17 protein-coding genes are annotated in these 14,575 nt (G+C 51.6%); 5 read left to right on the plus strand and 12 right to left on the minus strand.

Features of this window, described 5'->3' with window-relative positions:
* Positions 1–18: 18 nt before the first annotated feature.
* Genes Q7V48_03430 through Q7V48_03440 form a run of 3 tightly spaced genes read right to left on the minus strand, consistent with a single transcriptional unit; the run spans position 19 to position 3,222 of the window.
* Entirely contained in the window at positions 19–1,038 is a 1,020-nt protein-coding gene (locus Q7V48_03430) for an ABC transporter ATP-binding protein (GenBank protein MDO9209788.1), read from the minus strand.
* A 48-nt stretch (positions 1,039–1,086) separates the two neighbouring features.
* Positions 1,087–2,025, minus strand: a complete 939-nt coding sequence (locus tag Q7V48_03435; GenBank protein ID MDO9209789.1) for an ABC transporter ATP-binding protein — start codon at positions 2,023–2,025, stop codon at positions 1,087–1,089.
* Positions 2,026–2,043: 18 nt separating this feature from the next.
* The gene (locus Q7V48_03440) at positions 2,044–3,222 is read right to left on the minus strand and encodes an efflux RND transporter periplasmic adaptor subunit (protein ID MDO9209790.1); all 1,179 of its coding nucleotides are present in this window, start codon (positions 3,220–3,222) and stop codon (positions 2,044–2,046) included.
* Positions 3,223–3,497: 275 nt separating this feature from the next.
* Between Q7V48_03440 and Q7V48_03445 the strand changes: the two genes are divergently transcribed.
* The gene (locus Q7V48_03445) at positions 3,498–3,734 is read left to right on the plus strand and encodes a hypothetical protein (protein ID MDO9209791.1); all 237 of its coding nucleotides are present in this window, start codon (positions 3,498–3,500) and stop codon (positions 3,732–3,734) included.
* Between the two features lie 170 nt (positions 3,735–3,904).
* Here Q7V48_03445 and Q7V48_03450 read toward each other — a convergent pair whose 3' ends face one another.
* Complete coding sequence (locus Q7V48_03450; protein MDO9209792.1) at positions 3,905–5,419, minus strand: IS1380 family transposase; 1,515 nt, start codon at positions 5,417–5,419, stop codon at positions 3,905–3,907.
* A gap of 161 nt (positions 5,420–5,580) precedes the next feature.
* Here Q7V48_03450 and Q7V48_03455 point away from each other — a divergent pair, with 161 nt between their 5' ends.
* From Q7V48_03455 to Q7V48_03470, 4 genes are all read left to right on the plus strand, one after another.
* The gene (locus tag Q7V48_03455; GenBank protein ID MDO9209793.1) at positions 5,581–6,549 is read left to right on the plus strand and encodes a cation diffusion facilitator family transporter; all 969 of its coding nucleotides are present in this window, start codon (positions 5,581–5,583) and stop codon (positions 6,547–6,549) included.
* Between the two features lie 12 nt (positions 6,550–6,561).
* A complete protein-coding gene (locus Q7V48_03460; GenBank protein ID MDO9209794.1) occupies positions 6,562–6,738 on the plus strand; it encodes a hypothetical protein in 177 nt (58 codons plus the stop codon).
* A 230-nt stretch (positions 6,739–6,968) separates the two neighbouring features.
* On the plus strand, positions 6,969–7,169 hold the full coding sequence (locus Q7V48_03465) for a hypothetical protein (protein ID MDO9209795.1): 201 nt from the start codon (positions 6,969–6,971) through the stop codon (positions 7,167–7,169).
* Between the two features lie 47 nt (positions 7,170–7,216).
* Positions 7,217–7,471 (plus strand): hypothetical protein, encoded by a 255-nt coding sequence (locus Q7V48_03470; protein ID MDO9209796.1) that lies wholly within the window; start codon positions 7,217–7,219, stop codon positions 7,469–7,471.
* 6 nt (positions 7,472–7,477) lie between these two features.
* Here Q7V48_03470 and Q7V48_03475 read toward each other — a convergent pair whose 3' ends face one another.
* The 8 genes from Q7V48_03475 to Q7V48_03510 all read right to left on the minus strand — a co-directional run bounded on the left by Q7V48_03475 (position 7,478) and on the right by Q7V48_03510 (position 14,277).
* Complete coding sequence (locus tag Q7V48_03475; GenBank protein MDO9209797.1) at positions 7,478–8,791, minus strand: amidohydrolase; 1,314 nt, start codon at positions 8,789–8,791, stop codon at positions 7,478–7,480.
* A 68-nt stretch (positions 8,792–8,859) separates the two neighbouring features.
* Positions 8,860–10,353 carry an aminomethyl-transferring glycine dehydrogenase subunit GcvPB gene (gcvPB, locus tag Q7V48_03480; GenBank protein MDO9209798.1) on the minus strand — a complete coding sequence of 498 codons (1,494 nt, stop codon included), beginning with the start codon at positions 10,351–10,353 and terminating at the stop codon, positions 8,860–8,862.
* The gene (gene gcvPA / locus Q7V48_03485; GenBank protein ID MDO9209799.1) at positions 10,350–11,690 is read right to left on the minus strand and encodes an aminomethyl-transferring glycine dehydrogenase subunit GcvPA; all 1,341 of its coding nucleotides are present in this window, start codon (positions 11,688–11,690) and stop codon (positions 10,350–10,352) included. The genes gcvPB and gcvPA overlap by 4 nt, the downstream gene beginning before the upstream one ends.
* A 3-nt stretch (positions 11,691–11,693) precedes the next feature.
* Positions 11,694–12,089 (minus strand): glycine cleavage system protein GcvH, encoded by a 396-nt coding sequence (gcvH, locus tag Q7V48_03490; protein MDO9209800.1) that lies wholly within the window; start codon positions 12,087–12,089, stop codon positions 11,694–11,696.
* A gap of 56 nt (positions 12,090–12,145) precedes the next feature.
* A complete protein-coding gene (locus Q7V48_03495) occupies positions 12,146–12,907 on the minus strand; it encodes a glucose 1-dehydrogenase (protein ID MDO9209801.1) in 762 nt (253 codons plus the stop codon).
* 129 nt (positions 12,908–13,036) lie between these two features.
* On the minus strand, positions 13,037–13,270 hold the full coding sequence (locus Q7V48_03500) for a hypothetical protein (GenBank protein MDO9209802.1): 234 nt from the start codon (positions 13,268–13,270) through the stop codon (positions 13,037–13,039).
* 1 nt (position 13,271) lies between these two features.
* Positions 13,272–13,832 carry a DUF2889 domain-containing protein gene (locus Q7V48_03505; GenBank protein ID MDO9209803.1) on the minus strand — a complete coding sequence of 187 codons (561 nt, stop codon included), beginning with the start codon at positions 13,830–13,832 and terminating at the stop codon, positions 13,272–13,274.
* A gap of 19 nt (positions 13,833–13,851) precedes the next feature.
* On the minus strand, positions 13,852–14,277 hold the full coding sequence (locus tag Q7V48_03510; protein ID MDO9209804.1) for a hypothetical protein: 426 nt from the start codon (positions 14,275–14,277) through the stop codon (positions 13,852–13,854).
* Positions 14,278–14,575 lie beyond the last annotated feature (298 nt).

The following is a 14,575-nucleotide window of genomic DNA, read 5'->3' on the forward strand; positions in this document are numbered from 1 at the left end:
TCAGCATTCTGTTGGCCTTTAGGGCTGACTGCTGAGCGATACTTTGGAGACTTGGCGATCTTTGGCTTCAATCAGGGAAACAAACACATCTTCCAAGGAAGGCTCAATCTGTTCCAAGCGCTTCGTGGCGATTCCCCGAGCGGCGAGAAGGGCAGGGATATACGTAGAGAGGTCTTCTTCCCGGCGGGTCACCACATGCAAAGTATTGCCGAAAACCGCTACTTCGGTTAGGGGGGGTTCTTGCATCTGGGCGGCTGGCCGGCCAGTTACCCCTGCACCCTCTTTCAAAACTCCCAAGGCCTCATGCAAGTGGTCCGTTTCCAGTTCCCACACAGCCTCCGGCATATACCTGGTTTTCAACTCTACCGGAGTTCCCAGGGCTATTATTTTCCCCCGATCGATCAGCGCGAGGCGATCACAGTACTCTGCTTCATCCATGTAATGAGTCGTAACAAATACGGTCACTCCCCGACCAGCCATTTCATAAATCAAATCCCAGAAGCTGCGGCGGGAAAGGGGATCCACCCCCGAGGTCGGTTCATCTAAAAAAAGGATGGAAGGCTCATGCAGAATGGCACAGCCCAGGGCCAGGCGCTGTTTCCACCCTCCGGCTAGGTTCCGGGTCAGGCTCTCTCGCCGGTCCTGGAGACCGGCCATCTGCAGCGCCCACTCTTTCCGCTCTTTTTTAATTCCCCGGGACAAACGGTAGATGCCGGAAAAGAAATCGAGATTCTCTTCCACCGTGAGGTCATCATAGAGGGAAAATTTTTGAGACATGTAGCCGATATTTTCTTTAATTTTTTCCGGCTCTGTGAAAATGTCGAAGCCGCTCACTTTACCCTTTCCGGCGGTAGGCACCAGGATGCCGCAAAGCATGCGGATGGTAGTGGATTTGCCCGCGCCGTTCGGACCCAGAAATCCAAAAATTTCTCCCTTCCTCACTTTGAGGGAGATATGGTCAACGGCGGTAAAGGCCCCAAAGTTCTTCACCAAATCTTCAATTTCCACTGCCCATTGCAGATGCTTATTTTCGTTCATCTTAGATGATAATTAGTTCGGAGTTGGGAGTTCGGAGATAAAAATGAATTAATCGGACTCATCACTCCGAACTTTTTCCGTAACGGTGGCGATAAAGACATCCTCCACAGAGGGAGTAATCCTTCTCACGGAAGAGATTTCCAAACCGGATTCCCTGAGCAGGCTTTCCATTTGCGGTCTGGTTTTTTCTCCGTCCTCCAGAACTACATGAATCCGGTCCCCGAAAATCCCCACGCTTCTTATCCCCGGAAGATTCTGGAGTAGGTTCCGGGCCTTCATTCTTTGCTGGCAGCGCACCTCCCAAAGCTCCCCTTTCATGAGGCCCTTGATTTCGTCGGGAGTGCCCACGGACAGGAGATTTCCTTGGTGCATCAGGCCGATGCGGTGGCAGCGCTCGGCCTCATCAAGGTAAGCCGTAGAAACAAAGATCGTCACTCCCTCCTTGAGAAGGTCGTAAAGGATGCGCCAGAAGTCCCGGCGCGATACAGGGTCTACGCCGTTTGTGGGTTCGTCGAGGAAAAGAACCTGGGGGGTATGAATCAGAGCGCAAGCCAATCCCAATTTTTGCTTCATCCCTCCCGAAAGATTTTGGGCCAGACGTTTTTGAAAGGGGGCCAGATTGCTAAAGGCCAGCAGACGATCAATTCGGGAGGGGCGCTCTTTCTGCGGGACGGCATAAAGATCGGCATAGAAGTTGATGTTCTCCATAACCGTCAAGTCGCTATAAAGAGCAAAGCGCTGGGCCATGTAACCGATTTTTTCCTTTAAGGGTTCGGCTTCCCGGGAAATGGGGTGATCCAGGACCCAGGCCTCTCCCGCTGTAGGGTGCAAGATGCCGCTAAACATGCGGATGGTTGTAGTCTTACCAGCCCCGTCTGGGCCCACGAGTCCAAAAATCTCCCCCTTTTTCACCTCCAGGTTTAGGTTGTTCACGGAGGTGAGAGCGCCGAACTTTTTGCTCAGATTTTCAGCTTTAATCGCCAGCATATTTGCCCCTTTTCCCACTTATTTCAGATGGATTTGGGCATCTGCGGGCATTCCCGGTTTGAGTTCGTTCTGGGGATTCTCCAGGGCAACCTTGATGCGATAGACGAGCTTCACACGCTCTTTTGCCGTCTGTACATTTTTGGGGGTAAATTCAGCTTCGGAGGAGATGAAAGTGACCTTGCCCGGATATTCCTTTCCCGGATAAGTATCCGTGGTCACGGAAACTTTCTGCCCAAGCTTCACTCTGCCCAGGTCACTCTCGTTGATAAAAGCCTTTAGCCAGGGTTTTTCAATTTGGCCCAGCGTAACAACTGCTCCTCCCGGAACGACAAACTCACCGGGTTCCGCATTCTTTACCAGAACGACTCCCGAAGTTGGAGCGTAAAGATTGCTGTACTCGATTTGCGTCTGAATGACCTCCAGCGCCGAGGCCGCCTCCTTAACCTGCCCCCGGGCGGTGGCCAACTCCTTCTTCAAAACGTCGATCTGTATTCGGTGGGTTTTAGCCAGGCGCAGAGCCGCCTGAGATTGTTCCAATTGAGCTCGGCCGGCCGCAATCTCTTCCTTGCGGGGCCCCTCAACTACCAAGTCATAATTTTCCTGGGCCTTTTTATAATTGGCCACAGCCATGTCGTAAGCCGTTTTAGCAGCATCCCAGTCCTGGGCGGCGATATATTTATCCTGGTAAAGTTTTTTGGCCCGGTCCATATCGGCCTTTTTCTTTTCCATATCAGCCAGTGCTTGATCGACTCCGGCCTTGGCGGATTGAATCTCTTGAGGACGCGAGCCATCGAGAAGCTGCTGTAGTCGGGCTTGGGCGTTCTCTACGGCCGCCTGGGCCTGAGAAATTTCCTGTGTGGTAGCTTGATCCTGATAATCAATATTCTTCTCCAGGGCTGGAAGGCGCGAACGCGCCGTTTCCAGCGTAGCCCCGGCTTTGGCCTTCTGGGCCAAAAGGTCTTTATGCTCCAGGGTGGCGATGAGCTGCCCTTCTTTAACTATATCTCCTTCATCGACCAGACGCTTGTCAATCTTCCCGGAGATTTTGAAGGCGACATCAATCGTGGTAACCTCTATATTTCCTGAGACCTGAATGGTTGATTCGGGAATCTCTCTACTGTGAAATTGCCAATAGTAAAAGATGATTCCCCCTGCCAGGACAATGGCCAGGGAAAGCATCCCCTTCCTTTTTTTCATCCTATTTCTCCCATCCTATATCTCCACATAACCAGGGGGTGATCGCTATAAGGATAGATTATAACTGAACTCTGTCAAGAGTTTTATATATAAATTGGATAAAAAAAGAAGAGGGGAGTAAACCGGCAAAAGCGATTTTTCCACACCCGCAAAGGGAAAACTTGACATCTAAGGTACTTATGATAGCATGACTAAAAAGTTTAAAATTATTGAATAGATCTTAGCTTCCTTTTTCTTTCAGGAAAAGGGAAAAAATAGAATCTCAGGAGGGCGCCATGAGCCGTAAAACCTACTCTTTCGGCAGCCCTCCGTTGATGGGGGAGTGGTGGTTCCTGGGAGCGTTCCAATGGCTGGAAACTTTTCCCCTCGACCAGAGGCCGAAAAGAGCCGCTGTTTATATCATGAATAATCCTGTAGGCACATCCCTACTCCCGTCCATAGATGAATATACGAAAAAATTAGGGATCCAGGTCGTAATCAATGAAAGGTATAACCTGAATCTTGCACCCTGAGGGGGCACCGCTCCCTTGCGTTCAATTGGGTTTTTAAAAACTTCCCCGCACACGATACAAAATTCACGTCCAGCCAAACCGACGAGGAATTATTTTCGCAATGTGGCCGCTCCGTACATGCTTTTTCCGTCTGATTCCCATTCCGTGCAAGAAATTTCTTGCCCACGGCGTTACCCAAAAGCATCCGCCTGCTGAATTCCAAAAAAAGGCAGCTGCTTGCACTGCCACAGTTTCCCGCCCAGCCACGGTTGCGCCTGATGACGACGCTTATCCAGGTAGTCCATAAACCTGAACAATCCGGCGACCCGGCTGTCATGCCGGGAATACTTCACCTCGGTTGTACCGGAATGCGTCGCGAGCTTGGCGGCGATGAACAAGAGCTTCAGCCGACCAATCCGGATGGTATGGTCTACGATCTCCTGCGCTTTGCAGACCATCTCTGGTGTAGGTTCGTGCCGCTCCGTTTCCCTCATGCCGTGCGCAGCCAGCATCTTGAATGACCGCCAAATGTTGTACGCCAGCATCACGATCTGGAAATAGGCGTAGTTGTTCCCAAACTTCCGTGAAGGAATGGCCTCCAATCCTTCCCGCTTGGCCTCGCCAATCAGGTTCTCGCAGTCCGCTCTCTGGTCATATTCCTCGATCACCGTATGCGCCGGTTGCCTAAGATCCGTTACGAATATCCGGTATTTATAGTTGGCCTCCTCAAGGAGTTCAAGCTGCGTATTTCCTTCAGACGGCGCTTCTTTGGGTATGCGCATGCAGACAAATCGGCAAGCATCGCCCCAGCCTGCGGGCTGATACATGACTTCGTTGTACTCCGCCGGATCATTCTTCCGGGCCTTGTACCATCCGGCAGGGGCAAACGACGGCGCACATACCTTGTTGCCGAAGATGAAGTGAAACCCCTCCTCCCGGGCAGCCTTTACAGCCTCCCAGCTGATGAATTCTCCGTCACCGCGAAGAACCACCTCCTTTACGCATCCGGGAAGGTACTGCTTGAAGACGCGGATCAGGGCGGCCACTTCCTCTCCTCCAATGGTCTCGCCTCTTCTAAGCTTGCCCATAAAATATTCACGGGTCTCCTGGATAAAACACAACACCGGACGGAAGCCCTTCTTCCCGCGGTTCTTGGGATTATGCCCTTTGCGTCCGCCCTGCTGACTGCCGTAAATCGTTTCCACCGTCGTGTCTATATTGATATGGATCTTCTGATAACTCAGGCCGCACAACTGCCACACCCGCTCCCGAAGGGCACTCGTGACCATCAGCAGCGACATCCCCTGGTTGATCCCTAAGGAATCCACGTACCGCCAATAGGTCGTTACATACGGCAGCTTGACCCGATCGAATAGGCCGCATACCAAAGGGTCAAACTGAATATACAAAAAATGCCATACCCGCGTGAATCCGATGAATAAAAGCAGCAGGACGCCAAAGACCATGTTGTAGTGCCCCATGTCCGGCATGCGCTCCGGCCGCTTATAGAACCCCTCAAAGATCTCCCTGAATCTCACGAGATCCAAAAACTTCACCAACCCCAGGAGTCCGCCGAAGGGGCTCAAACGCTCCCGACAATAGTCGTATGCCGTAGAATGCCCTATTTTATTCGCCTTCGGTTGACATTCACTTTCCCCTTGATTTTTGCATCTCCCAGCACTACCCTTATCTTGCCTTTTAACCATCTGGGTTACCTCCTATTGTTACCGGTTATGTCATGATAACCCTACAATAACAGGGGTAGCCCAGATGTTTCACCTTATTTCATTTATATCGGTGCAAGATTCAGGAAATAACTTTTGCCAGCTGGGTATTTTAGAGAGTAAAAAAAGGCAAAGGCAGATCAATGGCCGAACTTGAGCATTGCAGAGCCGATTCCGACGAAAATATTCGTTCTTTAGAAGCGAACCGGAAAGCCCTTTGGGGAGCTATTGGGATAACCGCGATCGTGATGGTCGTTGAAATCATCGGGGGCTTCCTGTCCAATTCCCTGGCTCTTTTAAGCGATGCCGGCCATATGTTGGCCGATGTTATGGCCCTGCTGCTGAGCCTGATTGCCCTTCAATTGGCCATGCACCCGCCCTCCCTCACCAAGACCTTCGGCCTCTACCGCATGGAAATCCTGGCGGCCTTGATTAACGGCACAACCCTAATCCTCATTGCGGTGTACATTCTGTACGAAGCCTACCAGCGTTTCCGATCATCGGTGGTAGTGGAAAGCCGAACCATGCTCCTGGTTGCAACAGTGGGTTTGGTGGCCAATGGATTAGCAGCCTGGGCGATGATGCGGACGAGTAAAGAGAGCCTGAACATCCGGGGTGCTTACCTGCATATATTGGGAGATGCCCTGTCTTCCCTGGGGGTCATTGCCGGGGGGCTGGTCATCTATTTTACTGGCTGGTACGTTGTAGATCCAATCATCAGCGTGGGGATCTGCCTGGTGATTTTGCGAGGGGCTTTTGTGCTGGTGAAAGACGCGGTCAACATCCTGCTGGAGGCCGTGCCCAAAGAAGTCGACCTTGAGGAAGTCCAGAGGGCGCTTAAGTCGATCCCCGGAGTGAAGGATTTGCATCACGTGCATCTATGGACCATTACTTCGGGTATTCATGCCCTGAGCGCTCATGTCCTGGTGGGCGACATCCAGATGAGCCGGACAGGGCAGATCCTTCAGGAAGTTAACCGCCTCCTGAGGGAAAAATATCGCATTCCCCATACTACCATTCAATTCGAATGCGAAAATTGCCAGGAAGGCTTTTACTGTAATATGGAGCGGGAATGCGTGTCCGTAACACGCCCCCATGCTCATGAGCCTTGAGAGGCAACTCCATTGAGCTTATCGTACCGCATCCGGGCACTATGGGCCACAGAGGCTCTGAACCATAACCTCGCCGCCCCCTCCCTGGAAGCGGCCATCGAACTGGAGAAGCGCAACCAGAGCATGTGCTGCTGCGCTCCCGAATTTATTAAGGCCGTTGAAGCCTTCGCCAAAAGAAGGTTACCCTAATTCGCTTGACAAAGAACTTGGACCTTGATATTTTACGATTGTAAAAATATTCTTTCCCCAAATCAGAAACCCAAACCAATTTAACCTTCTGGAGTGAACAATGAAAAAAAGAGCTCAGAAGGTTTTGAGCATAAGCCTCAGGAGGTAAATTTTCCCTTTTGAGGCTTTAATTTTTCTTTCTTAAGCGGCCAAGGGAAAAATGAAATAGATGAAGGAAAGGAGAATGAAAAATGCAGCATTTGCGCGCCGATCAGGTTGACTTTGTTGAATTTTCCATCCGGGGGAAAGAATATGACGTCAAATTTTTCGGAGTCCGTGCCGTCAAACTCCCAAGCCAGGAAACGCCTTATTGGGAAATTGAGTTTGATGACGGCACGATAATGATAACGACAGACCCCATAACGATTCGGATTAGTAAGAAGAAAAAATAGATCTGCAGATGGAAAAAAATTTACCGATCAAAAAGGGAGATAATAAAATGGAAAAAAAGGGGAAAGGATATGGAAGAATTACCAAAAAGGTAAGGTTATTTCTCTCCTTGGAGCCACCGAGGGTCATCGAGGGTACAGTAACGATTCCGAGTCCTAGGGCCAGATTATCAGACTTGCTGAATGACGAGCGATCCTATCTGGCCATTCAGAATGTCACAGTTCCTGACGGTTGGCTCAATTTAATATCGAATTTTGTGTTGCTGAGTAAAAAAGAGATCAAAGCCATCGTTGAGGTGGATTAAAACTTTTTACCCCTCCTGGCAGAGACGCTGCCATAATTGCAGATATTCTTCTTTAGAATATTTCGCCTGATAGTTCCCTTTGATGGCCAAGCCTTCACCGGCCCCGTTCCCAAGCAGGTCGACCACAGTCAAGGCTAAACCTTTGGCCGATTCCACGTAAGCCAGTTGCGGATCATTCACCACGAACTCTTCCGTATGAAGATTCCCTCTTCCAGCTTTGATAAACGGTTGGAGGGTGGGCATAAGGTGTGATATATCCCCGAGATCCGAAGAAGCGGTAAGGTGCCCTGCCTGGCCGATCGCCTCTGTTCCCAAAAGAGCTGCCGCGTTGGCGGCGAAGAGCTGATCCAAACGGTCATTTTTCAAACATGGCAGGTAGCCGGGAAGGTCGGTGATTTCCACTTCCGCGCCGATGGCTAAGGCTCCAGCCTTGAGAGCGCGGTTGACTTTCTTGTTGGCATCCTGCATCGCTTCCACGCTTCGGCCCCGCACAAAGGTCTCCAGGCGGACGTCAGCCGGGACTACGTTGACCAAGTCTCCTCCCCGGGTAATAATGGGATGAACCCGGACACAGTCCTCGTCACGGAACGTCTCCCGCTGGGCGTGAATTCCCATCATCCCCATGAGGGCTGCGTTCAGGGCGTTGATTCCCAAATGGGGGGCGCCGCCAGCATGGGATTCTTTGCCTTTGTAACGGATAAATTTGGCCAGGCACCCGTTCATCGTAGCCCCTACGGAAATTTTTTGGACCGGATCGGCTTGCTGGAGGTGGAACATCAAAACCATATCCACGTCGTCCAGCAAACCCAAGCGGATGAATTCTTGCTTGCCGGCCAGAAAAACGATCCGGCCTTCCTGGCGCAGCCGATTTCGGTATTCCAGTTCCACCAGTTCCTCGGCAGGAACAGCCATCAGGGATATATCCCCGTCAAGTTCTGCCATCACCCCTGAATCTAAAAGTCCCATTCCTGCCCCCAGCATTCCGGTAATACTGGCGTTGTGACCGCAGGCGTGGGCAGCTCCCGTTTGCGGATCAGCAAAAGGGTGCGAAGGGATAAGAATAGAGTCCAGTTCTCCCATGATGGCCAGGTGGATTTTCCGACTCTTCCCCGCGAGGTGAGCTTTGACTCCCGTAACGGCCAGTCCTTTCTGATATGGCAGACCCAACGAACGAAATTTATCTTCCACCAGGGCAGCGGTTTTTACTTCCTTAAAACCCAGTTCCGGGTGATGCAAGATGGTTTCCCCAATTTCGTGAAGTTCTCCCGCCCGTTTTTCAATCGCTTCTATGACTTTTCTTTTGCAATCTTCCTTTGTCATCATTCTCTTTTCCTGCCCTTTCTTTTGATTTCTTTAAACCTTAAACCTTACACCTTACACCTATGGCCTTACCCCTTTTTTTCCGGTTTCCACCGCAGCCTCGGTTTGCGATTCGCCAGGACTTCATCCAGCCGGGAAACCTTGGTTTTGTGCGGCGCGTTCTTAAGAAGACCGGGGTCGGTCTGAGCCTCCTGGGCAATTTGCACCATGGCGGCGATGAACTGATCAAGGGTTTCTTTGGCCTCGCTCTCCGTAGGTTCAATCATGAGCGCTCCGTGGACAACCAAAGGGAAATAGATCGTGGGGGGATGGAAGCCATAATCCATCAGCCGTTTGGCGATGTCCAGGGCAGTAACTCCATACTGGCTTTGTAACCGGTCACTGAAGACGCATTCATGCATGCAGGGAAAGTCGTAAGGGAGAAAATAAAAATCTTTCAGCTTGGCTCGGAGATAATTGGCATTGAGCAGGGCGACCAGGCTGGCTCTTTTGAGTCCTGCCGGCCCCATGGAAAGAATGTAAGCATAGGCCCGGACCAGAATGCCAAAGTTGCCGTAGAAGGACCGAACCTTGCCGATGGATTGGGGCCGGTCATAATCGAAGCGGAAACCCTCTCGATCCTTGATAATGATGGGAACGGGAAGATAACGGGCCAGGTGGTCTTTTACGCCCACGGGGCCGGCTCCTGGGCCGCCACCCCCGTGGGGGGTGGAAAAGGTCTTATGAAGGTTGAAATGCAATACATCCACTCCCGTATCGCCCACCTTGCTCAATCCCATGAGAGCATTCAGATTTGCTCCATCGCAATAAATTTGTCCCCCCTTTTGGTGCACCATTTCGGCAATCTGACAGATATGCTCTTCAAACAGGCCGAGGGTGTTCGGGTTGGTTATCATGAGAGCGGCAACGTCCTCATCCATTTTTTCTTCAATGGCCTGGGGGGAGAGGATGCCCCGTTCATTGGATTTCACCTGGATGACCTGGTAGCCGCAAAGACTTGAGCTGGCCGGATTCGTTCCGTGAGCCGTATCCGGGACCAGGACTTTTTTCCGCGGGTTTCCCTGATCGGTCAAATACGCCCGAATCATCAACATACCCGTGAGTTCTCCCTGGGCGCCAGCCGAGGGTTGAAGAGTCACCTGGTCCATGCCGCCGATCTGGCAGAGAAAATTTTGCAGATCGTACATCAGGCGAAGAGCACCTTGAGTAATCTCTTCCGGCTGATACGGATGCGCTCCGCTGAACCCAGGAAGACGGGCCAGATCCTCGTTGACCTTGGGATTGTACTTCATGGTGCAGGAACCGAGGGGATAAAAGCCGGAGTCAACGCCATAGTTCCACTGCGCCAGATGGGTGAAATGGCGGACGACTTCCACTTCACTCATTTCGGGAAATCCTTGCCAATCGTGACGGATCAACTTGGCGGGCCAGATTTTTCCCGGGTCGGCCTCATCTACATCCAGCCGGGGGAGAGAATACCCTATTCTCCCCTTTGCCCCCTTTTCGAAAATCAAGGGTTCCTCCAGGACTAGCCCGCAGGCCCCCGGCCATTGCTCTTTCATTTTGCCTCCTTCAAGACGTTCCCCAGTACTTCGACCCAACGGTCTATGTTTTCCCTGGAATTTTTTTCGGTAATGCAGACCAGAACTTCTCTTTCCATCTCGGGATAAAACTTCTTCAGGGGAAAGCCCCCGATGATTCCCTGCTGGAGGAGCTTGGGCAGAATGAATTGAGGATCCTGGTCCAGGGTGACTACAAACTCATTGAAAGTCGGCCCGGAAAAACGCAAGCGGCCCAATTCTCCCAACCTTTTTTTGGCATACTCACACTTGCTGAAGTTGATCCGGGCCAGTTCTTTCAGTCCTTCCTTGCCCAGCGTAGCCAGGTAGACCAGAACGGCCAGAGCACACAAGGCCTGGTTGGTACAAATATTGGAAGTCGCTTTTTCCCTGCGGATATGTTGTTCCCTCGTGGCTACGGCCAGAACAAATCCCCGGCGGCCTTCACGATCCACGGTTTCACCCACGAGCCTGCCGGGCATGGCCCGCAGAAAGCTCTCTTTGCTGGCAAAGAAGCCGACGTAAGGTCCCCCAAAACTCAAAGCATTCCCGAAGCTCTGTCCTTCCCCTACGACAATGTCTGCCCCCAGGAGGCCGGGAGGCTGGAGGAGAGCCAGGGACAAGGGTTCCACCACAGCTACAATCAAAAGAGCTCCTTGGGCATGGGCGATGGCCGCGGCTTCTTCCAAATCTTCCAGGCAGCCAAAAAAATTGGGCTGCTGGAGCACTACCGCGCTGGTTTCTCCGTCTATCTGGTTCCGCAAAGCGTTCAGGTCGGTGGAGCCTTCGGCGGTATAAGGAATCTCTTTGAGTTCCAAGGCCCAAGGATGGGTATAAGTGCGGGTAACGATCCGTGATTCCGGATGGACAGACCGGGCCAAGAAGCACTTTTTTCTCCCCTTTAGGCGCTGGGCCATCAATACGCCCTCGGCGACTGCTGAAGCCCCGTCGTATACGGAAGCATTGGCTACTTCCATACCGGTGAGCTGGCAGATGAGGGTTTGGAACTCGAAAATGGCCTGAAGGGTACCCTGGCTGACCTCCGGCTGATAGGGGGTATAGGCCGTGTAAAATTCCGACTTCCGGAGCACATGGTCCACCACCGCAGGAATGAAATGATCATAGGCCCCTGCTCCCAGGAAAGAGATCATCTTTTTCCCTTCACTTAAGGAAAGAAGATGTTGAACCAGTTCCATCTCCGCAAGCGGGGAGGGGAGATCCAAGCCTTCTTTTAGGCGCAGAGGTTCAGGAAGGATGTTGATTAAATCTTCCAGGCGCTTAAACCCGATGGCCTGAAGCATCTCTCCCCAATCATTCTCGGCATTGGGTATGTAGCGCATCTTTTACCCCTTAGCCTCTTCTTGCGCGACAAAAGCCTGGTAAGCTTCTGAGGAGAGAAGGCTGCTTAGTTCGCTGGGATCATCCATTTTCAATTTCACCATCCAGCCTTGCCCATAAGCATCTCGATTGATCAATTCGGGATTGTCCCGTAACGATTCGTTGATCTCTTCCACCTGGCCGCTCACAGGTGCATAGACCTCGGCAACGGCCTTCACGGAGTCCACGGTCACCAGGACATCCCTTTTCTTAAAGTTTTTCCCGGCAACCGGCAATTCAACGAAGACAATGGACCCCAGTTTATCCTGAGCATAATCCGTGATGCCGACGAGGGCATACCCATCTTTTGCCTTCGTCCATTCATGTTCCTTTGAATAATTCAGATCCTTTGGAAAATTCATCGCTCCCTCCATGTAAGCTGTCAGCGCCCACCCTTCATCCCGTTACCTTCATTCTCTCAAGTGGTTAAGGCTCCCCCATCCACGTAAATGGAATGGCCGGTAATAAAGTTAGAAACATCCGAGGCCAGGAAAAGAACGGACCCGACAATTTCTTCAGGCTCGGCTAAACGACCCTTGGGAATCGCCAGCGCCACGTGTTTGGCCACCTCAGGGTTGGACCAGATCGGTTTACTGAAGTCGGTACGGGTTAGGCCGGGTCCTACGGCGTTGACGTTTATCCCGTATTGGGCCCATTCCCGCGCCATGCAGCGAGTCAGCATCTTCAGGGCAGCTTTGCTGCACCCGTAAGCGGCCATGCCCAATTCCGCCTTCTCCGCGCCTATGGTGGTGATGTTGATGATCCGGCCAGACTTCTGCTCCATCATCCTGCGGGCAACGGCACGGCTCAGGAGCCAGACGGCTTTGACATTGGTGTTAAATACTTTATCCCATCCATCCTCCCGTAAATCGAGCAGGCTGCGCAAAAAACTACGGGCGGCATTATTCACCAGGATGTCGATTCGGCCGAATTCCTTTAGGGTGGCATTCACCAGATTCTCCAATTGTTCATTGACGGTCAAATCCGTAACCACAGCCAGACCCTTTCCGCCCAACTGACGAATCTCTTCAACCACGGCCTCGATTTCTTTGGCCGTCCGGCTGGACACGACCACCGAAGCACCAGCTCCGGCCAGTCCCAAGGCAATGGCTCGGCCGATTCCCCTTCCTCCACCGGTAACGATGGCCACTTTTCCGCTTAAATCAAACTTTACCTCCATCTTATTGTTGCCTCCTTGTTCAATAATAAAGGGTTCAAGTCACGCCCCTGGCGTGATCGAGGGTTCCAGGGTTCAAGTGAAAATAGCATCAAGTGTTAAGTTGCTAGACCAAATGCCTTGCGCCTTATATCATTCCTTTGGGCCCTGGACCCCCTTTTCCCCTTTCCCTCTCAGGACCATTCTCCAAATGAAACCCACGAGCAAAGTTCCACTGATCAGGATAATGAAGCTCGAAGAAAAAAAGGAAGCTAAGAATGCACTTGGGTGTTGGAGTTGATAGGCTCGGACCATCTCTTCGATTCCAAATTCCAGAAAGAATCCGGCCACTGCGGCCAAGAGGATGAATCGCACCCACCAGAGCATCTTATTTTCCTTTTTTCTCCCTTTCCAAGGCAGCGGCCAAGGATTTCACATGAGGGCCATCTTTCCGCCAGACATGGCAACTATCGATCACCCGGGATAGGCTCGGATTATCCAACGATCTGGCTCCAGGCCTTCTTCCGTAAGCGGCGAAGTAACCCTGAACGGCTACCGGCCCCAGAGTCAGAAAAAGATTGGTCAGGTGAGAACACCCTTTTACATCCCCGATCAAATCCTTCACCTTTTGAGTAAACCCAGTAATGATCTTGAGGCCCACTAACTTTTGCACTGCCGGCAAAGCTTGCGGACATATTTCCCGGGGAATGGTGGGCATCTCCGCTTCCACTGCGGAAATGGTTAAGTCAGGGCCCTGAACCCATAGGCGGGCGGTGAGATGGTGGACTAAAACGGGACCCCCTTCCGGTTCTCCGGATGGAGAATGAGAAGTTCTTGTATCCGCCAATTTCCCTTCTATGAGTACCTGATGATCGCCGAGGTCAAAAGTATTGATTTCTATTTTCCGGGTATGAACCCACTTTCCGTCTCTGGATTTGTTGGTAGCCAACTTTACTCCTTCGTATTTTTCAATGCCCCCTTTTGACTCTCTTAATTTTGGCCATCCGCTGGAAAAAAACTTCAGCCGGTTTTTCCACCGAGGGCAAACTGATCAATTGCCCACTGGTTACGGAGAAGCGCTCGTCCGACTTTAAAGCCTCCAGGAGTTCCCGGTAAGTATAATTGGGATTGAGCATCAACTCTTCCACGATGCGGTGGGCCAAATCGGCCAAGGGTAGGACTTTCTCACTCTGTAAAATCAACAAAGCGATCTTCAGGCTTTCAACCAATAATTGTTCTTTGGGTTTATCGGATTGCCCGGTTTCGATATCATACCGCGGAAAACCATCCACTGGTAGCGCACCGGTGTCCTGGTGGATTCCCCCTTCTTGGTCCTGAAAAAGCTTTTTGGGTTTTCCGAAGACTTCCAAACCCCGGCGGATTTTGCGAGCCATTTCCAAACCCCTGCGGTTGGGAGAAATTTTTTGGGGGGTCTTCACCCAATTATCGGGAGCATCTTATTGAACTTCGCCTAAATAATGGAACGCTGAGCCGCACCCCAATTGCCCCCCTCACCTTTCTCCTCTCCCCCCAAAAGGGGGAAGGTGTGACAAAATTGGGGAACATGAAAATTTTTCTTGACTAGCCATATAGCTATATGATAAAATGCCTCTATCCTGAGAATCTCTCTGGAGGAGGTCGGCATGGGTTACTTTTCGAAGGTGCAAGTGATTGAACGGGCCAAAGGGCAAC

The organism is Deltaproteobacteria bacterium (assembly GCA_030654105.1).
Taxonomy (GTDB): Bacteria; Desulfobacterota; SM23-61; order SM23-61; family SM23-61; genus JAHJQK01.